The following is a 21,697-nucleotide window of genomic DNA, read 5'->3' on the forward strand; positions in this document are numbered from 1 at the left end:
AAACATGGTAAACCGCAGCGGGTTTTACATCGCCTGGCGCAGTTGCGAGGCAAGGCGCCCAATCGCCAGCACCATGAGCAGTAAGCCAAGCCCAGGAAACACCCCGAGCCACCAGTAGCCGCCGGTAAGGTAGCGCATGGCATCGGCCAGCAGAACGCCAATGGCGGGTTGGGTAGGGTCTAGGCCCACGCCTAAAAAGGTGAGGGCGGCTTCATGCAGAATGGCGTGGGGAAACAGCAGCAGGGCGCCCACGATGCAGTGGGGCAGCACATGGGGCAACAGGTGATGCCGCACAATAAACCCTTGGCTTTTACCAAGCCCCCTCGAGATAGCCACATAGGGAGCATGGCGCACGCTGAGCAGCTCTGCCCTGAGCACGCGGGCAAGGCTTGGCCAGTGGGTCAACGCAACGGCGATAATGACCGCCTGAGTGCCGCCACCCAGGGCAAAGGCGACCAGCAACAGCAAAATCAGGTGCGGCACGCTAAGGAGCGTATCGATCAAGAGGCCCACCAGGGCGTCCAGTGGGGGTGAAAGCATCGCAAGGCTGGCCAGGCTGAGGGCAACTAGTGTGCCTAGCAGGGCTGCGCTCAGCCCCACCTGAAAACTCACGGCCAGACCCGCCAGCGTGCGGGCCCATAGCTCACGGCCGAGTGCGTCGGTGCCTAGCCAGTGGGTGGGGCTAGGGGGGAGTAGACGCGCCTCGAACTGCATTTGCAGGGGGGCATCGCCTAGCCAGAAGCGGCTGCTAAGCAGCAGTACCATCAGCAGGCCAAGAGCGACTGCATAGCTCGCGGCGGCTAAACGCGGCTGGTGGCTCATGGGCGCTGCTCCCGTGTGATGCGCGGGTCGGACAGTTGGTAAAGGCCATCGGCAATGAGGTTGCCAACACTCACAAACAGCGCGGTAAAGAGCGCGATGGCAAGCAGTAGCGGCACATCGCTTCTCAAACCGGCAGCGACGGTCGCCTGCCCAAGCCCAGGGTAGGCAAAGACTTGCTCAACCAAAATGGAGCCGCCAAACAGCTCGCCCAGAGAGGCAAACGCCAAGGTGATCGCTGGCAGGCTGGCGTGCCGGATACCGTGGCGGCAAGCGATATCGAAACGGCTGGCGCCCTGGGCAAAGGCGTGCAGCGCGGTATCCGAGCGCATAAAGGCCGCCATCTTGGCACGGGTGTGCAGCGTGATCGTGGCAACGCCCAGTAGTGCCAGGGTCATCGTCGGTAAGATGAGATGGTGCAGCCGCGTAAGCAGGGTGACATCCTGGCTAGGTACCCCCGTTGGGCCTGCACAGCAGGTGGGTGTCCAGCCAAGGGTAACGGAGAAGAGCAGCAGCGCCAGCATGGCGAGCCAAAACGTGGGAGTAGAGGCGGTGGTGTAGGCATAGCCGCTAATCAGACGGTCCAGCAGTGAGCCCTCTTGGCTGCCCGCAGCGATGCCGAGTACCACCCCTATCACCAGCGACAGCAGCCAAGCGCTGGCCAGTAGGAAAAACGAGCGCTGAAAGCGTTGGCTAATGACGTCGCCCACCGGCTGGTTGTAGATGTGGCTCCAACCAAGTTCTCCGCTGAGGAGCTGGAGTAGCCAGCGGCTAAACTGGACGCCAGCCGGGTCGTCAAACCCCCACTGCGTAGCAATTAGGGCGCGCTGTTCCGGGCTTACCTGGGCCATTTGCGGGCCGAGGTAAGCATCGACCGGGTCGATAGGGGAGAGCATCACCAGCCCAAACGAGACCGCTGCTACGCACAGTAGCACCAGTAGCAGGCGCAGCAGTCGGCTCGCTAGCCACGCGATCAGTCGCACGTCCAGCGCCACTCAAGCAGGTTGGCGGTGACCGGCCAGCCGTGGCCGTGGGGGGCCACACCCAACTCGCCCAGGTCAAGGCAGCGGTTGGTGGCATACACGTGGGCGAGGTTGACCATCCATGCCCAGCTATTATCCCCCTGCAGGCCATAGCCGGTGTTGCCGTCCCATTGGGCGGCCTGCCAGTGTTGGTTGGCCTCTGCAGCGTTGGCGGCTGCCTGGGCGGCGTCCAAGTGCTTATCGACCGTCTCGTTGGCATAGTAGCCGCTGTTGTAAAAGCCGAATCCAGCATGGTCGCTGTGGAAGAGGTAGTACACTTCCTGCGGACTGTGGCTGCCGAAGCCGAAAACAATGGCGTCCTGGTGGAGCGCTTCCCGCTGGATCTCATCCCAGTGGCGGCCGGTGGTCTGCATGTCGATACCCAGCGGGTGCACCATTTCGGCGCTTACCTGGGCAAGCTGTTGGCGGGTGGTGTCGCTGGCCGGATAGGTAAGGCGAAAGCGTGCGGGCTGGCCGTTTTTATAGCGCAGCCCGCCCTCTTCTTGGCGAACCCAGCCTGCCTCGTCTAGCAGGGCGTTTGCGCGGGAAAGGTTAGGGGCCGCGACCTTCTCGCCTTCGTGGCTCCAAGGCAGGCCATCGGCGGGGCCAAATGCTGGGCGGCCAAAGCCGTTTAATACCACTTCCACTAGCGTTGTGCGGTCAAGCGCCAGATTAACGGCTTGGCGAATAGCGGGATCGGCGGTGACGTTATTACCCATCGGCGCGCCGTTGTCGGCTTTTTCACCCGTGTCGGGCTGCATAGGGAACAGAATGCCGCGGTTATCGACGCTTTCCATGATCACCCGCTGCATGTGGCTGGGGATATTCTTTGCCAGCGCAGATGGCACCGCAGCAAGATCCACCTGGCCTGCATGGGCTGCGCTTAGGGTGGCAGCTTCATCGGTAAACAGAAATACCAGCCGCTCGAAGGCTGGAGCAGGACCGTAAAAGTAGGGGTTACGCTCAACAATCAGCTGCTCACCCTCTTGCCACTCGATTAACCGGTAGGGGCCTGACCCGAGTGGTTGCCTGCCATACCCCTCGTTATAGCCGTTTTCCCGCTCGGCGTTAGGTACGATACCGAGCGTCATTAGCTGATCCAGAAAGGTGATGCGCGGTGCTTTAAGGGTGAGTTCGACGGTATTGCCGTCTACGGCGCGGGCACTCTCTAGGGCGCTGAGATCGGCACGCCCCCCTGCCTCGGCGGCAGCATTGAAGGTGTAGGCGACGTCGTCAGCGGTGAGCGGCGTGTTATCGGCAAAGCGCACATCGGTGCGTAAGGTGAGCGTCCAGGTAAGCCGGTCATCGGAAAGCGACCAATTGGTGGCTAGCCCTGGTTGCGGGGTTAAATCCTGCCCACGGGTGAGTAGCGTGGATTGAAACAGCGGATTACCGTACTGGCCCCAACCCAACAGCGGGTCAAACCCTTGCTCGGGTTCGCCGCCAATCGCCAATACCAACTGCTTTTTGGCCAACGCGGGGGCGCTGAGCGCTACGCATGTGGCTGCAAGAGCCAGTATGATAGTGCGACGCATAGGACACCTACTCACGGCTGTTGGTATGATGTTTTTACAATAACATCATACTATCAGCGCTGAAAGTTGCGGCAGGGCAACACACCGGATCGGCGAAGGAGAGAGTATGCAGCGGGTAACGGTAACGCTGGACGAGGAGTTGCTAAGCGAGGTAGATGCCTTGATGGCGCTACGCGGCTATCAAAACCGCTCGGAGGCTATTCGTGATCTAACCCGCAATGGGTTAAAGCAGGCGAAGGAGGAGGTGGCACCCGATGCACCGTGCATGGGGGCGTTGGTGTATGTGTATGACCATGCGGCACGGGATCTCTCTAAGCGCCTGACTCGTCACTCCCACGATCATCACGACTTAACGCTCTCGACGCTGCACGTGCACATCAACCACGATAGCTGCCTGGAAGTGGCACTATTGAAGGGTCAGGGGAGCGCGCTAAAGCAGTTTTCCGATGAGGTAACATCGTCGCGCAGCGTACGCTACGGCCAGCTTGTGTTGATTCCCGACGAGGAAAATGCAAATAGCGCCCAATAAAAAGGGCGGCCCGTTGGCCGCCCCTTGTAGCAAGCGAGAGCTTAGTGCTCGACGCCGCCTTCGCCGTGCACGTGACCGTGCTCGACTTCTTCTTGGCTTGCTTCGCGAACGGTAGCAATCTCAACGTCGAAGTTGAGGTGCTGGCCCGCCAGCGGGTGGTTGCCATCAACCACAACGGTGTCGCCTTCAACCTTCTTGACGGTAACCATCAACGGGCCGCCCTGGGTTTGCGCTTGGAACTGCATACCCGGCTCAATGCTTTCAACGCCTTGGAATGCATCGCGTGGTACTTCTTGCAGCAGCTGCTCTTGAACTTCGCCATAACCCTCTTCTGGGGCTACTTTAACGTTCAGTTTGTCGCCAGCGGCGCGGCCTTCCAGCTCTTTTTCCAGACCCGGAATGATGTTACCGGCGCCGTGGAGATACGTTAGCGGCTCGCGGCCTTCGGAACTGTCTAGCACCTCACCTGCATCGTTGGTCAGGGTGTAGTGGAACGCGACAACCGAGTTTTGCGCAATTTGCATTGAATAACCTTTCGGTGAGTGCATGTCCCAACATGGTAACGCGTGTGGACCGGCTTGTCAGGGGGTAAGTGGGCTTTTTACGTTCCCACGCCTTTAGCGCTATTGCGCCAAGGGGAGTCCAGGGATACCCTACAGCAATTCATTTTTTCCTTAAAATAACACTCACTGGAGCTTGTTATGACGATCTTCTTCATTTGGGTTATCGCTTTTGTCCTTATCGCTTATTTTGCTAATAAGCGTTGGGAGCACGGCTTTAGCCAAGGTTTGGATAAAGTGCTGCCAAGCGTAATGAAAACCCATGGTGAAAACCGTTACCTTTGGGTAGTCGCATTGGCCGTGTTAGGGGCAACCACTCTGATTCGCCCAGTTGATGTACTGCTGGTGACTATTCTACTCGCGGTGATTGCGCTAGTGGTGGTGAAAGTAGCTAGCTGTGCGAGCAGCAAAATCGCTCACTAGTCAAGTGCGATCGCTTTAAAACACAGCAGCCCGGCCAAGTTGGCCGGGCTGCTGTGTTTTTGGCGTTAGTTCTGGCGTTAGTTCTGGCGGTGTCAGCATCTAGCGGATAGGTTCCGCTTACCAGGTTTTAATAAGGCGCGACGCTTAGGTTGGCGCCGCTACCAATCAAGCGAACCCGCTGCCCCGCCTGGAATTGGCGGTCCGCGCTTTGCACCACGACGACATCGGTGCCGTCATCACGGCGGATTTCCATTTCCAACGCGTTGATACGGTTGGCGCGATCTTCTGCAGCGGTACCCGCCACAGCGCCACCCAGCGCACCTGCAACGGTGGCAAGCTGACGGCCTGAGCCACCGCCGATTTGGCTACCTAACAAACCGCCGATCACGGCACCGCCGCCGCCGCCGAGTAGGTTACCGGTGCGGCTATCGGCCTGAATTTGTACCGGACGAACGGCCACGATGGTGCCATAGCTAACGCTTTGGCCCGTTTTTGCTTGATTACCGCGGTAAACATCACCCGAGTAGGGAGCGGTATTGGCGCAGCCAGCCAGCGTCAGAATACTTAACGCAGCAACGGGTAGTAAACGTTTCATTAAAACCTCCAGTAGGTATCAGCAGCGATGGCTGTCAATCAGGCGCAAGACGTTGCGTATGTGTCATTGCAAATTGCTGTGTTTTAGAACGGCGTTCGTTAAAAGATAACGGAAGCGCACCTCTTTGACCAGCCACCCTTAAAAAAGGTCACAAAGTAGAGTGTAGTCAGGCATTAAGAAAGCAGTGTGCAAAAAACTTGCACCGTGCTTAGGCTGGTGGCTCCGGTATAGGGCAGGCAAAAAAAACAGGAGGCCGGAGCCTCCTGTGGGTATTGCGGTTAAGGTTGATTAACCGAACTGGTTCATGGTGTTGTCTTTACCGCCTGCCTTCAGGGCGGCATCGCCATGGAAGAACTCTTTATGGTCGTCACCGATGTTGGAGCCAGCCATGTCCTGGTGCTTCACGGTGGCGATACCCTGGCGGATTTCCTGGCGCTGTACGCCTGCCACGTAAGCCAGCATGCCTTCATCACCGAAGTAGCCCTTGGCCAGATTGTCGGTAGAAAGCGCTGCTGTGTGGTAAGTGGGCAGCGTAATCAGGTGGTGGAAGATGCCCGCTTCGCGGGAGCTATCACGCTGGAAGTTACGCGTCCACTCGTCGGCCAGTTGGCCAAGCTCAGTGTTGTCATACTCTACGCTCATCAGATTATCGCGCTGGTAAGCCGACACGTCCTTGCCCTCTTTCTCCCAAGCATCAAACACCTGCTGGCGGAAGTTGAGTGTCCAGTTGAAGGAGGGGGAGTTGTTGTATACCAGCTTGGCGTCCGGCACTACTTCGCGGATGCGGTTCACCATGCTGGCGATTTGACCAACGTGGGGTTTTTCGGTTTCGATCCACAGCAGGTCAGCGCCGTGCTGCAGGCTGGTGATACAGTCCAGCACCACGCGGTCTTCACCGGTGCCGGGTTTGAACTGGTAGAGGCCAGAGGCAAGGCGCTTGGGCTTCACCAGCTTACCGTTCTGCTTGATCACCACGTCGCCGTTGTTAATATCGTCGGCGTTCTCGATGACATCACCATCCAGGAAGCTGTTGTACTGGTCGCCCAGGTCGCCCGGCTCGTTGGTAACGGCGATCTTCTGGGTCAGGCCGGCACCCAGTGAGTCGGTACGGGCTACAATCACGCCATCTTCTACGCCTAGCTCTAGGAAGGCGTAACGCACAGCGTTGATCTTCGCCAGGAAGTCTTCATGGGGAACGGTGACTTTACCGTCCTGGTGGCCACACTGCTTCTCATCCGATACTTGGTTTTCAAGCTGGATACAGCAAGCACCTGCCTGGATAAACTTCTTGGCGAGCAGGTAGGTGGCTTCTGCATTACCAAAGCCAGCGTCGATATCGGCAATGATCGGCACGATATGGGTTTCGTAGTTGTCGATTTTGCTGATCAACTCCTGCTCTTTGGCACTATCGCCAGCGGCTTTAGCGTCATCCAGTGCACGGAACAGGTGGTTAAGTTCCCAAGCATCTGCCTGCTTCAAGAAGGTGTAGAGTTCTTCAATCAGATGTGCGACCGAGGTTTTCTCGTGCATGGATTGGTCGGGCAGCGGGCCGAACTCAGAGCGCAGTGCAGCCACCATCCAGCCGGAAAGGTAGAGGTAACGGCGCTTGGTGGTGCCGAAGTGCTTTTTAATGGAGATCAGCTTCTGTTGACCAATGAAGCCGTGCCAGCAGCCCAGCGACTGGGTGTACTGGGAAGAGTCGGCGTCGTAGGCTGCCATGTCGTCACGCATGATCTTGGCGGTGTAGCGGGCAATGTCTAAACCGGTATGGAAGCGGTTCTGAGCGCGCATCCGGGCGGCGTATTCAGGTTTGATCGCTTCCCATTTACCGCCTTGGGCTTCGCGCAGTTGAGCCATGGCTTTGATATCGTCGAGCAGTCCTGACATGAGCTGATTCCTCCGGGTCGTGATCGTTATTCGCACGCTAGCTTATTTTTATGCTGCACCTGCGAGATAGATTCCAGCATTATTCAATTTCGCGGCGCTGTCTCTACGCCAATCGTCTCTTAGTAAAACGTCGCGGCTGGGCGCTTCGTTTTACACAGCGCTACCGATGAGTTGCTCGCTAACGCTGCAGTGCAATAACTATCTACCAGGCGGGGGTATCCAACAATTGTCACTTGGGGGCACACGGCGTTGTAGTCCGACGACAACAGCTACGCCAAACGCCCTGTTTGTGTAGTCGTTTTTCGTCATTGCCAGGAAAGTCGGCATAAAAAAGCGCCACACTGAGGTGGCGCTTGGGAAGGAGAAGCGTCAGCAGGCTATAGGGCGAGCACCATCTCACGATGGGGAATCCCCGCATCCATAAATACCTCACCGTGGGCAACAAATCCCAGGCGTTCATAGAAGGCGAGGGCATGTAGCTGGGCGCTAAGCGCGGCATGGGGGTGGCCAGTCTCGCGGGCAGCCTGAATGGCCGCTTCCATCAGCCGGTAGCCAATACCCGTACCTCGGGCACTGCTGAGCACCGCTACGCGGCCAATATGCCCATCGGGTAGCAGGCGCGCAGTGCCGACCGGCTCGCCGTTCAACGTGGCCAGAAAGTGCAGGCACTCCGCGTCGCGGCCGTCCCACTCCTCTTCCTGGGGAACGCGCTGTTCGTCAATAAAGACGATTCGGCGAACTAATGAGGCCGCTTCGCCCAACGTCTCCCAGCTGCCGGATGTCACTGTGGTTACCGCCTCCACGGCTTACTCCTCGTCGTCCTCTTCACTCATAAAGCCTAGGCTGCCGCTATTGATGAGCTGTGTGATCAACGTGGCAGCACCGTCGATTTCCAGCACCTCTTCATACATGGGCGTTGGGTCAGAGAGGCGTTTTGCCAGCGTTTCCGAGCAGGCATACCCTTCACCATCAACGAACAGCGTGGTGCCCGACGCATCGCTGCGCCAAGCAAAGCGAGAGCCGGGCATGTGAAACAGCGGATCACCATCTTGTAGTTGAGCAACAAGATCGGTTTCGCTCATGGGTTCCTCAAGGGGAACGATTTGGTCGATATATTTTGGCTGGGTCATCACTCGACCAAACCACTGGGCGATTTGCTCGGGGTTATCAAGGGCGGAGAGGATAAGCTGACGCATACGCTCAACGGCAGCGTCGTCTAGTTCACCTATCTCTTCTGTCGGCTTCATGCCCGCATCGCTATAGCGGTGGGAGTCTGACATCTGCTCGCCTACGTAGTCGGCGTAGGAGGTGATTGCCTCATCCGCTGAGGGCGCTCGGAATCCCACTGAAATCGTCATGCAGTCGTCGGTTTGGCTAACGCCGTGATGCGCCCAACCGGGTGGCAAGTAGAGCATATCGCCCGGCTCCAGAGTCCAGTCAGAGTCTGGTTCAATCTCGAAATTTTCCAAAATGCGCAGGTCTATGCCCTGGATAATTGGCGCATTATCCGGCTGCTTGCCGCCTAACTGCCAACGGCGGTGGCCGCTGGCCTGCAGTAAAAAGACATCGTACTGGTCAATGTGCGGGCCAACGCTGCCGCCGGGCGGTGCATAGCTCACCATGATGTCGTCCAACCGCCAGCGGGGCAGAAAATCGAACTCATCCAGTAACGCGGCGATAGAGGGGACGTAGTGGTCGACCGCTTGAACTAGCAGGCTCCAGTGGCCTTCTGGAAGGCGCTCAAAGGTGGCGTTATCAAACGGCCCATGAGACACCTGCCAGGGGCCGTCAGGGCCGTTCTCTTCCACAAGGCGCGCTTCCACACCCGGTTCGCAGGCAAGCCCTGCCAACTCGTCTGGATCGATCGGACTGACAAAATCAGGAATAGCGCCACGAATCAGCAGTGGCTTCTGCTGCCAATAGTTGGCCAGAAAGTCTGCAGGCGTTAAGTCGCCAAGCAGGGTGAGTGGCTTATCGTGATGACTCATGGCGTTATCCTAGTTCAAGTGGGCGCTACGTCGGTGCCGTAGGGCGTTATTTAGAGTGCAGCAAGCCGCTGGTTCAATGCTTCGGCCTGGGCCTTCGCATTACCAATATAGCTGGCGGGTGAGAGAGCCTTCAGCTCATTTTTCACCGTATCAGGCAGCTCAAGGGTATCAATAAAGGCTGCAAAGCCCGCTTGATCAATGCGCTTGCCACGGGTCAGCTCTTTAAGTTTTTCGTAGGGCTTTTCAATGCCGTAGCGACGCATAACGGTTTGGATCGGCTCGGCAAGCACTTCCCAGCTATTGTCCAAGTCTTCTGCCAAGCGCTCCGGGTTGGCTTCTAATTTGCTGATGCCCTTCAAGCTGGCGTGGTAGCCAATCAGGCCGTAAGCCAGGCCAACGCCTAGGTTGCGCAGTACGGTGGAGTCGGTTAGGTCGCGCTGCCAGCGAGAGATCGGCAGCTTTTGCGCTAGGTGGCCCATCACCGCGTTGGCGAGGCCCAGGTTGCCCTCGGAGTTTTCAAAGTCGATTGGGTTGACCTTGTGGGGCATGGTGGAGGAGCCAATTTCGCCTTCCACGGTGCGTTGTTTGAAGTAGCCCAGGGAAATGTAACCCCATACATCGCGGTCAAAATCGATCAGGATAGTGTTGTAGCGGCAGATCGCATCGAACAGTTCGGCAATGTAGTCGTGGGGTTCGATTTGCGTGGTGTAGGGGTTGAAGCTCAGGCCCAGACCTTCAACGAAGGTGCGCGCGTTGGCTTCCCAGTCGATGTCCGGGTAGGTGGTCAGGTGGGCGTTGTAGTTGCCTACCGCGCCATTGATTTTACCCAGAATTTCTACGCTTTCGATCTGCTTGAGCTGGCGCTTGAGGCGGTAGGCCACGTTAGCCATCTCTTTGCCCAGGGTGGTGGGGCTGGCGGTTTGGCCGTGGGTGCGCGATAGCATCGGCTGGCCAGCGTGGGCGATCGCTAGTTTGGCAATCTCATCGGCCACTTCGTGCATGGTGGGCAGCATGGCTTTAAGGCCATCCGCCAGCATCACACCGTAGGAGAGATTGTTGATGTCTTCACTGGTGCAGGCGAAGTGGATAAATTCGGTAACGGCGTTTAGCTCTGTCTGACCCGCAATCTTCTCTTTTAGGAAGTACTCCACCGCTTTGACATCGTGATTGGTGGTGCGCTCGATCTCTTTGATGCGCTCGGCGTCGTTCACCGAAAAATCACGGATGAGCTGCTCTAGAAACGCAGTCGCTTCTGCCGATAGCGGCGGAACTTCGGTAATCTGGCCGTGTTCGGCAAGGCGCTGCAGCCAGCGCACTTCCACAATCACGCGCGCACGGATCAGGCCGAATTCGCTGAAATGTTCACGTAGCGCGGCGGCTTTGGCGCCGTAGCGGCCGTCAACAGGGGAGAGAGCGGTCAAAGCAGAGAGTTGCATGGCTTGGTTTCCAGAGTGGTCAAGATCGGGGATTAGGGTATCGAAAATAGAGGTGCCAGGAGTTAGCCGAGGCTATCCAGCGCTCTGCGTAGCGCCTTGCGTTGGAAAACCAGTTTCCAGCGGCGCCCGCCCTGTTGATGCCACAGCAGCGCGAAGCGAATGCCGGCCATCAAGCAGGCGCGCACCCGCTCGGGCATCATGCGGGTTTGCAGCAGCGAAGGGTCGCCCTGCACCACAATGCGCGTTTTAAATGTTGAGATGGTCTCTTGGTAGGCTTCACCGAGGCTGGCAATGACGTTTTCGTGGGTGGTGCCAAAGTGTTCCGCCTGCCCCTGTACATGGGCGAGCTTCTGGCCTAGCAGGTCCATCATCTGGCGGTCGGTACGCAGCTTGTTCATTAACAGCAGCAGCGAGAAGCCGTAGCGTAGAACCACCGGGTTGGCCTGCTTGCGGCCTACCAGGGCTTCAAGCGTTTCCAGCCCGCGGCGCAGGTTATTCGGGTGGCCGCCATAGATCGCTTCAAAACTCTCGGGATTGGTGTCTACCGTGGCGTTGATTAGCGTTTCCCAGGCGCGGGTATCTACCTGCCCGGTGCGGGCCAGCTCATCGACTAGGCTGGCGGCTTGGAATACCCCTGCCAGCGCCAGGGCTTGGCGGGCGGCGGGGGTGTCGGGCGCACGATGGATAGGGGTTGCGCTCATGCAGCGGCCTCCGAGGCATTCCAGGTGGCGCGGATAACGCCGCCGCCCAGGCAGATATCATTATCGTAAAGCACCAGCGACTGGCCGGGCGTGACCGCCCACTGTGGGTCGTCGAACACCACCTCGACGCTGCCATCGGCCTGGGCGGTAACGTCGCAGGGGCAGTCGCTCTGACGGTAGCGGGTTTTTGCGGTAAAGCGGCCGTGCTGTACCGGCGGCTTTCCGGCTACCCAGTCCATTGGCTCGGTGGCCAGGGCGTTGGTGTAGAGCAGCGGATGGTGCTTGCCTTGCACCACGATCAGCACGTTGCGTTCGAGATCTTTCGCCGCCACGTACCACGGCTCTTCGGAGTAGTTGGCTAAGCCGCCAATACCTAATCCTTGGCGTTGCCCCAGTGTGTAGTACATCAAGCCCATGTGCTTGCCAATCTCATCGCCTTCCGGGGTTTCAATGGTGCCGGGCTGGGCAGGTAAGTACTGCTGCAGGAAGTCGCGGAAACGGCGCTCGCCAATAAAGCAGATGCCGGTGGAGTCTTTTTTCTTCGCGGTGACGAGGTCGTGCTGCTCGGCCAGCGCGCGCACCTCCGGCTTTTCCAACTCGCCCACGGGGAACAGCGTGCGGGCAATGGCGGCTTCCGGTACGGCGTGTAGGAAGTAGCTTTGGTCCTTATTGCCATCCAGGCCTTTCAGCAGGCGCGGGTGACCGTCACGGATGCCTTGGCGCACGTAGTGGCCGGTGGCGATTTTGTCGGCACCCAGCATCTCGGCATACTCCAGGAATACCTTGAACTTGATCTCCCGGTTGCACAGGATGTCGGGGTTTGGCGTGCGGCCCGCTTTATACTCCGCCAGAAAGTGCTCGAACACGTTGTCCCAATACTCGGCGGCGAAGTTAGCCGTGTGCAGCTTGATCCCTAGCTTGGCGCAAACCGCTTCGGCATCGGCAAGATCCTCTTTGGCTGTGCAGTACTCGGTGCCGTCGTCTTCATCCCAGTTTTTCATAAACAGGCCCTCGACCTCGTACCCCTGTTGGAGCAGAAGCAGGGCGGAAACTGATGAGTCGACGCCGCCGGACATGCCGATAATCACCTTGCCGGTGGCCGCGGTGGGGGTGTCTGACGCGTCCTGGGTGGCTGTGCCATGGGTGGATGTCATTGGCATCCTCGGTTGAAGTGGTATGCAATTGGGCGGCGATTATACACGATGGGGGCTTGATGCTTCGAGTGGTTCACTCTTGGGTCACCCCAAGCGGGTAGTGGCGGCCGCTTAGCGCATCGTCAATGCGTTTCAGTACCAGCGGGCTTCTTAGCCGCTGTGCGGCGTCTAGTGCGGCGATCTCGTCGCGGGTGAGCCAGTGTGTTGCCACGATAGCGGGGTCAATGGCCGTGGTGAGCGGCTGTTCCGGGGTGGCAATAAACCCGTGGCTATGAAACGTTTTTCCTTCAGACGTGTGAAAAACGTACAGCCCTAGGTAGCCGGTGATGGTGACTCGCCAGGCGGTCTCTTCCAACACTTCGCGCTGAATTGCGGCCACGGGGCCTTCACCGAGTTCTACGTGCCCGGCTGGCTGGTTAAAGAGCGTGAGCGCGCCGCCTTTATCCTCTTCCACCATTAAAAAGCGCCCATCCTGCTGAATAACGCAGGCTACCGTGCTGTGGATGATGGGCCGGGTGACCAATACTTGGGTGGGGTGACTCATTTTCTGGGGCCTCCCGGCTTCGTGCGTCCCTTAGCGTTGTTACTTGCTCCTCTGTTTTTGAACGCTTGGCTTTTTTGTCCGGTGCGGGGTTTTTTAGCGTTGGTGGGGCGCGGTGCGTGCAGGGTCTCCTTGCGCCACTCGCCAGGGGCTAAGTCGTCAAGCTGCCAGGGGCCGATGGCCGCACGAACCAAGCGCAGCGTTGGGAAACCCACATGGGCCGTCATGCGGCGTACCTGGCGGTTGCGGCCTTCGGTAATGGTGAGTTCCAGCCAGCTGGTGGACGGGTGGCGCTTTGGGTCAATGGCTGGGTTCCGCTCGGCAATGCCGGGGGGCGGTATGCGCCGTGCCTTGGCGGGCAGGGTGGGGCCATCTTTTAGGGTAATGCCCGTTCTGAGTGCGCGGATCGCCTCATCGGTAATCTGCCCCTCAAGCTGTACCCAGTAGGTTTTCGGCTGTTTGTGGCGTGGGTGGGCGATACGGTGGATGAGGCTGCCGTCATCGCTGAGCAGTAGCAAGCCTTCTGAATCAAAATCGAGGCGCCCGGCAGCGTAAACCCCAGGGGTGCTAATTACATCCGCCAAGGTGGCTCTGCCCTGGCTGTCGGTAAACTGGGAGAGCATACGGTAGGGTTTATACAGTAAATATAAGGTGCTCATCGTCTCGCAAACTGTCTCAAGAACTAGGGGCAGAGGATTTGTCGACAATCGCTCATGCGATTAAAGTGCAGCGCTGGTATAATCCGGCGCAGCTGTTTGAGGTGTACTGGCGACATCGTTATGTCCACCGTCGGCATCAGCGTAGTAATCGTTAACGCAGCAACCACCGAATGACCATAGGGGCAGCGCATAGAGAATGCTCCAACCGCTTCGCGGCAAGGCTAGTCGTTGTATGAGCCGCGTAGACCAGGATTTTTGATAATCACAGCGACCGAAAAGAGGTTAACGCAAAAATGTCTAAAACGCCGAAGATCATTTATACGCTCACCGATGAAGCTCCTGCGCTCGCTACCTATTCTTTGTTACCCATTATTGACGCTTTTACCGACTCTGCCGGTGTTGAAGTAGAAACCCGCGATATTTCCCTCGCTGCCCGTGTACTGGCCCAGTTCCCGGATATTCTGAGCGATGAGCAGCGCGTGAGCGATGACCTGGCGGAACTTGGTCAACTGGCGACAACCCCTGAAGCGAACATTATCAAGCTGCCCAACATCAGTGCTTCCGGCCCGCAGCTGAAAGCGACCATTAAAGAACTGCAAAGCCAGGGTTACCCGCTGCCGGACTACCCGGAAGAGCCGAAAAACGACGAAGAAGCTTCCATCAAAGCGCGTTACGACAAAGCCAAGGGCAGCGCGGTTAACCCGGTACTGCGCGAAGGTAACTCCGACCGCCGCGCGCCGAAATCGGTCAAGAACTACGCTCGCAAATACCCGCACCGCATGGGTGAGTGGAGCGCTGACTCTAAGTCCCACGTGGCTCATATGAGCGAAGGCGACTTCTACGGCAGCGAACAGTCGGCGGTGATGGAAAAAGCCGGCACGCTGAAGATTGAGCTGCAGCAAAAAGATGGCACCAACGTGGTGCTGAAAGAAGGACTTGCAGTACAGGCTGGCGAAGTGGTTGATGCTGCCTGCATGAGCAGCCGCCGTCTGCGTAGTTTCATCGATAGCCAGATCAACGACGCCAAAGAGAGCGGCGTGCTGTTCTCGCTGCACCTGAAAGCTACCATGATGAAGGTCTCCGACCCGATCATGTTTGGTATCGTGGTTGAAGAGTTCTATAAAGAGGTGCTGGAGAAGCACGCCGACGCGCTGAAGAGTGCCGGTTTCAACCCCAATAGCGGCATTGGCGACCTGTACAGCGCCATTGAGAAGCTGCCCAGCGACCAGCAAGACGCGATTAAAAGCGATGTAGAAGCCCTCTACCAAACGCGTCCGGCCATGGCGATGGTGAACTCCCATAAAGGCATCACCAACCTGCATGTGCCCAGCGACGTGATCATCGATGCCTCTATGCCGGCGATGATTCGTGATTCTGGCAAGATGTGGAACGCGAATGACGAGCTGCAGGATGCCAAGGCTGTTATCCCTGACCGCTGCTATGCCACCATTTACCAGGCGGTAATCGAAGACTGCAAACAGCACGGTGCCTTCGACCCGACCACCATGGGCAGCGTACCTAACGTTGGCCTGATGGCACAGAAAGCCGAAGAGTACGGCTCTCACGATAAAACCTTCCAAATGCCTGCCGACGGGACTGTTGTGGTCACTGACGATTCAGGCCAAACGCTGTTTAGCCACACGGTAGAAGCAGGCGATATCTGGCGTATGTGCCAGACCAAAGACGCGCCGATTCAAGACTGGGTGAAGCTGGCTGTTACCCGTGCTCGCGATAGCGGTGCCCCGGCGCTGTTCTGGCTCGACGCCAACCGCGCCCACGACGCACAGCTAATTAAGAAAGTCGAAACTTACCTGAAGGATCACGATACCGCTGGCCTGGATATCCGTATTCTCGCCCCGGTTGACGCCATGAAGGTTTCCCTGGAGCGTATCCGCAAAGGCGAAGACACCATCTCCGTCACCGGTAACGTACTGCGCGACTACCTGACCGACCTGTTCCCGATCATGGAGCTGGGCACCAGCGCCAAGATGCTCTCTATCGTACCGCTGATGAACGGTGGTGGCCTGTTTGAAACGGGTGCCGGTGGCTCTGCACCGAAGCACGTTCAACAGTTCCTGGAAGAGAACCACCTGCGCTGGGATTCTCTGGGCGAGTTCCTGGCTCTGGCGGCGTCGCTTGAGCACCTGGGCAGCACCTTCGGTAACGCCCGCGCTACGCTGCTAGCCAAAGCGCTGGATGAAGCCAACGGCCAATTCCTCGACAGCAACAAGTCACCGTCGCGTAAAGTGGGCGAGCTGGACAACCGCGGCAGCCACTTCTACCTGGCACTCTACTGGGCCGAAGCGCTGGCCGCCCAGGATCAGGATGTCGAAATGAAGACGCTGTTTGCTCGTCTGGCTGAAACTCTGAAAGCCAACGAAGCGGCTATCGTGGACGAACTCAACAGCGTTCAGGGGCAGCCGGTGGATATCCAAGGCTACTTCCACCCGAACGGTGAGCTGGCCAGCCAGGCCATGCGCCCGAGCAAAACGCTGAACGACGCGCTGGCTATGGTTGCCAAAGGCTAAAGTGCCCCGCGTTTAGCCACGCACCGCGTGCGGCTCAACCCCCTGCCTGCTTTGCAGGCAGGGGTTTTTTGTTTTGCCCAGTGTGATAATTTTGAGTTTTTCATGAACCCTTGTTGATGGCGCGCGTCTTATACAGCAGATTATGTGTGTACAACCGAATCAGGTGTGAACAGAGTCTGGTGTGAAAAGAGCCTGGTGTGAGCGGAGTCTAGTAGCGACTGGGTGTAATATTGGTCGATTAAGTATTCGCTAAGCACCGTATGATGGCACCCACGTGTAAGACATCGCCCATTAGCCGAGAAAAGATGATCCTTGCTGCTTATGCCTAATACAGAAAGCCCATACTTGGCGGTCACTTTACATGCAGGCATGACACGCCCTGGCATGCCTGAGCATGACGATGATTTAGCAGTGCAACCGGCTGAGCCGGCGCTGGCACAGCCACCGCTTTATAAAGTAGTGCTGCATAACGATGACTACACTCCCATGGAGTTTGTCGTCGAAGTGTTGCAAGGCTTTTTTAATATGGATAGCGAAAAAGCCGTGCAGGTGATGTTGGCGGTACACACCCAGGGGAAAGCAACCTGCGGCATTTTTACCCGGGATATAGCTGAAACCAAGAGCTATCAAGTCAATGAGTATGCCCGTGAATGCGAGCACCCGCTAATGAGTGATATCGAAGCTGCTGATTAAGCGTATTGAAAATGAGCAGCGTTGAAAAAAAGTAGCGCAGGGGCTTGCAACCACGCCATTTGTACCCGATGTTGAAAGTGCCGGTCGATTAAACTGATCCGACGCAAGCCCTAGGTGGCGATAAGCCCTAGGTAGTAGCGAAAAGGGGACTGCCATGCTGAGCAAAGAACTTGAACTGACCCTGAACACGGCCTTCACCGTGGCTCGCTCTAAGCGCCACGAATTCATGACCGTTGAGCATCTGCTTCTGGCGCTGCTAGACAACGCCTCTGCGGTTGATGTGCTGAAGGCGTGTGGGGCAAACCTCGATAAGCTGCGGTCCGATCTGCAGGATTTCATTAACTCGACCACACCGCTGATCCCAGAAGGTCAGGGTGACCGTGAAACGCAGCCTACGCTGGGCTTCCAGCGCGTGCTGCAGCGTGCGGTATTCCATGTTCAATCCTCCGGTAAAAGCGAAGTCACCGGCGCTAACGTGCTGGTGGCGATCTTTTCCGAGCAGGAGAGCCAAGCAGTCTACTTCCTCAAACAGCAGAGCGTGGCGCGGGTCGATGCGGTGAATTACATCGCCCACGGTATTTCCAAAGTCTCCGGGCATGGTCCCTCGCCTTCGCCCTCTTCACAGGAGAGCGAGGATGCGGAAGAGGGCAGTGCCGAAGGGGCCGCGCATCCGCTGACCGGCTACGCTACCAACCTCAACGAGCAGGCACGCCAGGGTAAAATCGACCCCCTGATTGGCCGTGACCATGAGCTTGAGCGGGTGGTGCAGATTCTGGCACGCCGGCGTAAAAACAACCCGCTACTGGTGGGTGAGGCAGGGGTGGGTAAAACCGCCATTGCCGAAGGCTTGGCTAAACGAATCGTCGAAGAGGATGTGCCAGAGGTCATTGCCGACGCGGTGGTTTATTCACTGGATATGGGCGCGCTGCTGGCGGGTACCAAGTACCGGGGCGATTTTGAAAAACGCCTCAAAAGCCTGCTAAGCGAGCTGCGTAAACAGCCCAATGCTGTGCTGTTTATTGATGAGATTCACACGGTCATCGGCGCGGGTGCCGCATCGGGTGGCGTAATGGATGCGTCCAATCTGCTCAAGCCGCTGCTCTCCTCGGGCGAGCTGCGCTGTATCGGTTCGACCACGTTCCAGGAGTTTCGCGGTATCTTCGAGAAAGATCGTGCCCTGGCGCGTCGCTTCCAGAAGGTCGATGTGCTAGCACCCTCGGTGGAAGACACCATCAAGATCCTCAAAGGGCTGCGTTCGCGCTTTGAAGAGCACCACGAGCTGAAGTACACCGATGGTGCCCTAGAGAGTGCCGCTCGCTTGGCGGATCGCTACATTAACGACCGCCACCTGCCGGATAAAGCGATTGATGTTATTGACGAGGCGGGCGCGCACCAGCGCATGCTGCCTCCAGAAGTGCGCGCTACCACTATCGATGTAGAGCAAGTGGAAGCGGTGGTTGCCTCGATTGCCCGGATTCCGCCGAAGAGCGTATCCAGCTCGGATCGTAAGCTGCTTGAGAAGCTGGATCGCGATCTGAAGATGCTGGTCTTCGGGCAGGATGAGGCCATCGATACGCTGTCGGCGGCAATTAAGCTGTCCCGTGCGGGGCTGAAATCCCCCGATAAGCCGGTGGGTAGCTTCCTGTTTGCAGGCCCGACGGGCGTGGGTAAAACGGAAGTGGCCAAGCAGCTGGCGCATATCATGGGCATTGAGCTGGTGCGCTTCGATATGTCCGAGTACATGGAGCGCCACACCGTATCGCGCCTGATCGGTGCGCCTCCTGGCTATGTGGGCTACGACCAGGGCGGCCTGTTAACCGAGGCCGTTACCAAGCAGCCGCACTGCGTACTGCTGCTGGATGAGATTGAGAAAGCACACCCTGAAGTGTTTAACCTGCTGCTGCAGGTCATGGATCATGGTCGCCTGACGGATAACAACGGCCGCGAAGCGGACTTCCGCCATGTAATCCTGATTATGACTTCTAACGCAGGGGCCGAGCAGGCGTCGCGTCGCTCCATCGGCTTCCAGAACCAGGATCACTCTACCGATGCGATGGAAGTGATTCGCCGGACCTTCTCTCCAGAGTTCCGCAACCGCTTGGACGGCATTATTCAGTTCCATGCGCTGCCCACCTCGGTGGTGCGTAATGTGGTCGATAAGTTCCTGATCGAACTGCAAGCGCAGCTAGACGAGAAGCGCGTACAGCTGGATGTGGACGACATGGCGCGGGATTGGCTGGCTGAGAAAGGCTACGACCCGGATATGGGGGCAAGGCCGATGGCTCGCTTAATCCAGGAGAAGCTCAAGAAACCGCTAGCAGAGATGATTCTGTTCGGTGAGCTGGCAGAGCACGGTGGTATCGTGCACGTCAGCTTGGAGGAGGGTGAGCTGCACCTGACCACCGAGTCGGAGATGGCAGACGCGCCCTGAAAAGGGCGCTAAGTACCCACAAGTGTCTGGCTTAACTACCTACTAACGCACAGCGCCCTGTCTTCGACGGGGCGTTGTCGTTTCCAGGGAGCGGCGCCGTTACGCGGTACTAACAGCTGGTACTAACAGCTACATGGCACTAACCGTGACGCGGTACTACAGCCATAGGGCGTTTCTGCGAACAGACGTAGCTTATAGACATAGCTGATAGATGTAGCTTGAGGGCAGTATCAAGGCTTAGCGCGAGCGGTAAACAATACGGCCTTTGGAGAGATCGTAGGGCGTCAGCTCTACCTTAACCTTATCGCCGGTCAGAATGCGGATGTAGTTTTTACGCATTTTGCCAGAGATGTGGGCGGTCACAACGTGGCCGTTTTCCAGCTCAACCCGGAACATGGTGTTGGGAAGGGTATCAACAATAACGCCTTCCATTTCAATATGATCTTCGCGTGCCATATAGGCAGATCCTCACTTATTTTACATCGTGGTTAGTCGAATGATTGCTTCAATAAGCGTTGGCACAAACCTGCTCGCCTAAGAAACAGCGCTATATTGTGCCGTAAGCCCGCCATCAAGGCAAAAAAGCTGGCCGGTTTAGCGAATTAAAAGGCGCCAATGCCGCCCATCCAGCAGTTCAATAGGCGAAAACGCCTGCTTGTAACGCATCTTACGGCACTCCTCGATCCAGTACCCGAGATACAGGTGCGGTAGCGCTTTTTCCTGGCATAACGCAATCAACTTTAAAATAGCAAAGGTGCCCAGCGAGCGCCTCTCCAGCGTGTCATCGACGCTGAAAAACGTATAAATCGCGGACAGGCCATGCTCTAGCTGGTCAAACGCTGCCACGGCTACCAGCTCGCCTTCCAAATACATTTCCAACAGGTGTGCGTAGGGCTCTTCTAGCGTTAAGAAGGTGCGGTACTGGTCGCGACTAGGCGGATACATATCTCCGTCCGCATGACGCTGGCGAATATAGTTGGCATACAGCGCGTAGTGGGAGGCATCGAAACGTGCGGCGATAACCCGGGTGTCGATATCGGCATTACGGTGCCAAATTTTCCGCTGGGTGCGGTTGGCCTTAAACTCGCCCACTGGAATACGCACTGACCGGCAGGCATTGCAACCCTCGCAGTGGGGGCGGTATAAGTGGCGTCCGCTACGCCGAAACCCAAGCAGTGAAAGAGAGTCATACACCCCAGGCACCGGCGACTCCTGGGGGTCGAGAAATAGCGTTGTCGCCTCTTTGCCCGGCAGGTAGCTGCAGGCGTGGGGGACAGTTAGGAAGAAGCGCAAATCCCGCACAGGGCGGCGAGGAGCGTTACTACTCACGGCTTGCCTCCTTGGTTGAACAAACGACGCGGTTATTCCGCATCAACGCCTGAAGGTATCGCCGCAAGCCACGGTGAAGCAGGTACGGAAGGCGTCTGATGTGCGGATAATGGTAAGCTAAAAGCCTTTTCTGGCAACCACTGTTCAAGATAGTTGATGAACGTGCGGCGGGCGACTGTTGTCGCACCTAGGCTGGCCAAGTGCGGGGTATGCATTTGGCAATCAATAAGCTTACCGCCATGTGCCTGCATCGCTCCCGCCAAGTGGGCAAGGGCTACCTTGGAAGCATCGGGTTGGCGTGAAAACATGGACTCGCCAAAAAACACGGGGCCCATAGCCAGCCCGTAGAGCCCGCCAACCAGTTCGCCGCTATGGTGAACTTCTACGCTATGGGCAATACCAAGCTCATGCAGGCGCTGGTAGGCATGGCGCATGTCGGCATTGATCCAGGTGCCCGGCTCGTGTTTACGCGGGGCGGCGCACGCCTCGACTACCTGGGCGAACCGTTGGTCCAGGGTCACGCTAAAGCCACCGTGTCGCAGCCGTTTAGCCAGGCTGCGGCGTCGTTTAAAATATTCCGGCAGCAGTATCATCCGTGGGTCGGGGCTCCACCATAAAATGGGGTCATCGTCGCTATACCAAGGAAATATCCCTTTCCGGTAAGCGTCTACCAGCCAGGCTGGTGTAAGCTCTCCACCGGCGGCCAGGAGGCCGTTAGGCGTCTCCAGGGCCTGCTCGGTAGAAGGAAAGTAAGGGTGTGGCGATGAGAGCCAAGGTAGCATCGCTTGCTCCTGTTGCTGATGGCTTCCATGGAAGCGCTGTGACGGCAGAAGGATGCTCGGTATGATGCAAACTCGCAAGTGGATT

The 21,697-nt window shown here is 57.6% G+C and carries 21 protein-coding genes; 5 read left to right on the forward strand and 16 right to left on the reverse strand.

Annotation, left to right across the window (positions count from 1 at the left end):
* Positions 1-24: 24 nt before the first annotated feature.
* The 3 genes from LG300_RS04160 to LG300_RS04170 are packed head-to-tail and all read right to left on the reverse strand — an operon-like array spanning position 25 to position 3,376.
* Positions 25-822, reverse strand: a complete 798-nt coding sequence (locus LG300_RS04160; RefSeq protein WP_404377137.1) for an ABC transporter permease — start codon at positions 820-822, stop codon at positions 25-27.
* Positions 819-1,802 carry an ABC transporter permease gene (locus LG300_RS04165; protein ID WP_404377138.1) on the reverse strand — a complete coding sequence of 328 codons (984 nt, stop codon included), beginning with the start codon at positions 1,800-1,802 and terminating at the stop codon, positions 819-821. Before LG300_RS04165 ends, LG300_RS04160 begins: the two co-directional genes overlap by 4 nt.
* Positions 1,793-3,376 (reverse strand): ABC transporter substrate-binding protein, encoded by a 1,584-nt coding sequence (locus LG300_RS04170; protein ID WP_404377139.1) that lies wholly within the window; start codon positions 3,374-3,376, stop codon positions 1,793-1,795. Before LG300_RS04170 ends, LG300_RS04165 begins: the two co-directional genes overlap by 10 nt.
* A gap of 106 nt (positions 3,377-3,482) precedes the next feature.
* On the opposite strand from LG300_RS04170, the gene nikR reads away from it, so the two are divergent.
* Entirely contained in the window at positions 3,483-3,905 is a 423-nt protein-coding gene (nikR, locus tag LG300_RS04175) for a nickel-responsive transcriptional regulator NikR (RefSeq protein ID WP_404377140.1), read from the forward strand.
* A 41-nt stretch (positions 3,906-3,946) separates the two neighbouring features.
* Here the strand turns inward: nikR and LG300_RS04180 are convergent, their stop codons facing one another.
* A complete protein-coding gene (locus tag LG300_RS04180; protein ID WP_404377141.1) occupies positions 3,947-4,429 on the reverse strand; it encodes a peptidylprolyl isomerase in 483 nt (160 codons plus the stop codon).
* Between the two features lie 177 nt (positions 4,430-4,606).
* On the opposite strand from LG300_RS04180, the gene LG300_RS04185 reads away from it, so the two are divergent.
* Positions 4,607-4,888: a hypothetical protein gene (locus LG300_RS04185; protein WP_404377142.1), complete on the forward strand. Its 282-nt coding sequence runs from the start codon at positions 4,607-4,609 to the stop codon at positions 4,886-4,888.
* Positions 4,889-5,015: 127 nt separating this feature from the next.
* Here the strand turns inward: LG300_RS04185 and LG300_RS04190 are convergent, their stop codons facing one another.
* The 9 genes from LG300_RS04190 to LG300_RS04230 form a co-directional block, all read right to left on the reverse strand.
* Positions 5,016-5,483 carry a glycine zipper 2TM domain-containing protein gene (locus LG300_RS04190; RefSeq protein ID WP_404377143.1) on the reverse strand — a complete coding sequence of 156 codons (468 nt, stop codon included), beginning with the start codon at positions 5,481-5,483 and terminating at the stop codon, positions 5,016-5,018.
* Between the two features lie 288 nt (positions 5,484-5,771).
* Positions 5,772-7,370, reverse strand: coding sequence for an isocitrate lyase (locus tag LG300_RS04195; protein WP_404377144.1), 1,599 nt, complete (start codon positions 7,368-7,370; stop codon positions 5,772-5,774).
* Between the two features lie 377 nt (positions 7,371-7,747).
* Positions 7,748-8,173, reverse strand: coding sequence for a GNAT family N-acetyltransferase (locus tag LG300_RS04200; protein WP_404377145.1), 426 nt, complete (start codon positions 8,171-8,173; stop codon positions 7,748-7,750).
* A 3-nt stretch (positions 8,174-8,176) separates the two neighbouring features.
* Positions 8,177-9,358, reverse strand: coding sequence for a JmjC domain-containing protein (locus LG300_RS04205; protein WP_404377146.1), 1,182 nt, complete (start codon positions 9,356-9,358; stop codon positions 8,177-8,179).
* 50 nt (positions 9,359-9,408) lie between these two features.
* Positions 9,409-10,794, reverse strand: coding sequence for an adenylosuccinate lyase (gene purB / locus LG300_RS04210; RefSeq protein WP_404377147.1), 1,386 nt, complete (start codon positions 10,792-10,794; stop codon positions 9,409-9,411).
* Positions 10,795-10,856: 62 nt separating this feature from the next.
* On the reverse strand, positions 10,857-11,495 hold the full coding sequence (hflD, locus tag LG300_RS04215) for a high frequency lysogenization protein HflD (RefSeq protein ID WP_404377148.1): 639 nt from the start codon (positions 11,493-11,495) through the stop codon (positions 10,857-10,859).
* Positions 11,492-12,649 (reverse strand): tRNA 2-thiouridine(34) synthase MnmA, encoded by a 1,158-nt coding sequence (gene mnmA, locus LG300_RS04220; RefSeq protein ID WP_404377149.1) that lies wholly within the window; start codon positions 12,647-12,649, stop codon positions 11,492-11,494. Before mnmA ends, hflD begins: the two co-directional genes overlap by 4 nt.
* Before the next feature lie 73 nt (positions 12,650-12,722).
* Positions 12,723-13,193: an NUDIX hydrolase gene (locus LG300_RS04225; protein ID WP_404377150.1), complete on the reverse strand. Its 471-nt coding sequence runs from the start codon at positions 13,191-13,193 to the stop codon at positions 12,723-12,725.
* Complete coding sequence (locus tag LG300_RS04230; protein ID WP_404377151.1) at positions 13,190-13,849, reverse strand: pseudouridine synthase; 660 nt, start codon at positions 13,847-13,849, stop codon at positions 13,190-13,192. Before LG300_RS04230 ends, LG300_RS04225 begins: the two co-directional genes overlap by 4 nt.
* Positions 13,850-14,142: 293 nt before the next feature.
* Here LG300_RS04230 and LG300_RS04235 point away from each other — a divergent pair, with 293 nt between their 5' ends.
* From LG300_RS04235 to clpA, 3 genes are all read left to right on the forward strand, one after another.
* Positions 14,143-16,377, forward strand: a complete 2,235-nt coding sequence (locus LG300_RS04235) for an NADP-dependent isocitrate dehydrogenase (RefSeq protein ID WP_404377152.1) — start codon at positions 14,143-14,145, stop codon at positions 16,375-16,377.
* A gap of 384 nt (positions 16,378-16,761) precedes the next feature.
* Positions 16,762-17,070: an ATP-dependent Clp protease adapter ClpS gene (gene clpS, locus LG300_RS04240; protein ID WP_404377987.1), complete on the forward strand. Its 309-nt coding sequence runs from the start codon at positions 16,762-16,764 to the stop codon at positions 17,068-17,070.
* Between the two features lie 154 nt (positions 17,071-17,224).
* Positions 17,225-19,501 (forward strand): ATP-dependent Clp protease ATP-binding subunit ClpA, encoded by a 2,277-nt coding sequence (clpA, locus tag LG300_RS04245; RefSeq protein WP_404377153.1) that lies wholly within the window; start codon positions 17,225-17,227, stop codon positions 19,499-19,501.
* 237 nt (positions 19,502-19,738) lie between these two features.
* Here clpA and infA read toward each other — a convergent pair whose 3' ends face one another.
* From infA to aat, 3 genes are all read right to left on the reverse strand, one after another.
* The gene (gene infA / locus LG300_RS04250; protein WP_007111068.1) at positions 19,739-19,957 is read right to left on the reverse strand and encodes a translation initiation factor IF-1; all 219 of its coding nucleotides are present in this window, start codon (positions 19,955-19,957) and stop codon (positions 19,739-19,741) included.
* A gap of 138 nt (positions 19,958-20,095) precedes the next feature.
* Positions 20,096-20,830: an arginyltransferase gene (locus tag LG300_RS04255; RefSeq protein ID WP_404377154.1), complete on the reverse strand. Its 735-nt coding sequence runs from the start codon at positions 20,828-20,830 to the stop codon at positions 20,096-20,098.
* 32 nt (positions 20,831-20,862) lie between these two features.
* On the reverse strand, positions 20,863-21,612 hold the full coding sequence (gene aat / locus LG300_RS04260) for a leucyl/phenylalanyl-tRNA--protein transferase (RefSeq protein WP_404377155.1): 750 nt from the start codon (positions 21,610-21,612) through the stop codon (positions 20,863-20,865).
* Positions 21,613-21,697 lie beyond the last annotated feature (85 nt).

The sequence above is a fragment of the Vreelandella aquamarina genome, assembly GCF_044805175.1.
Lineage (GTDB): Bacteria > Pseudomonadota > Gammaproteobacteria > Pseudomonadales > Halomonadaceae > Vreelandella > Vreelandella aquamarina_B.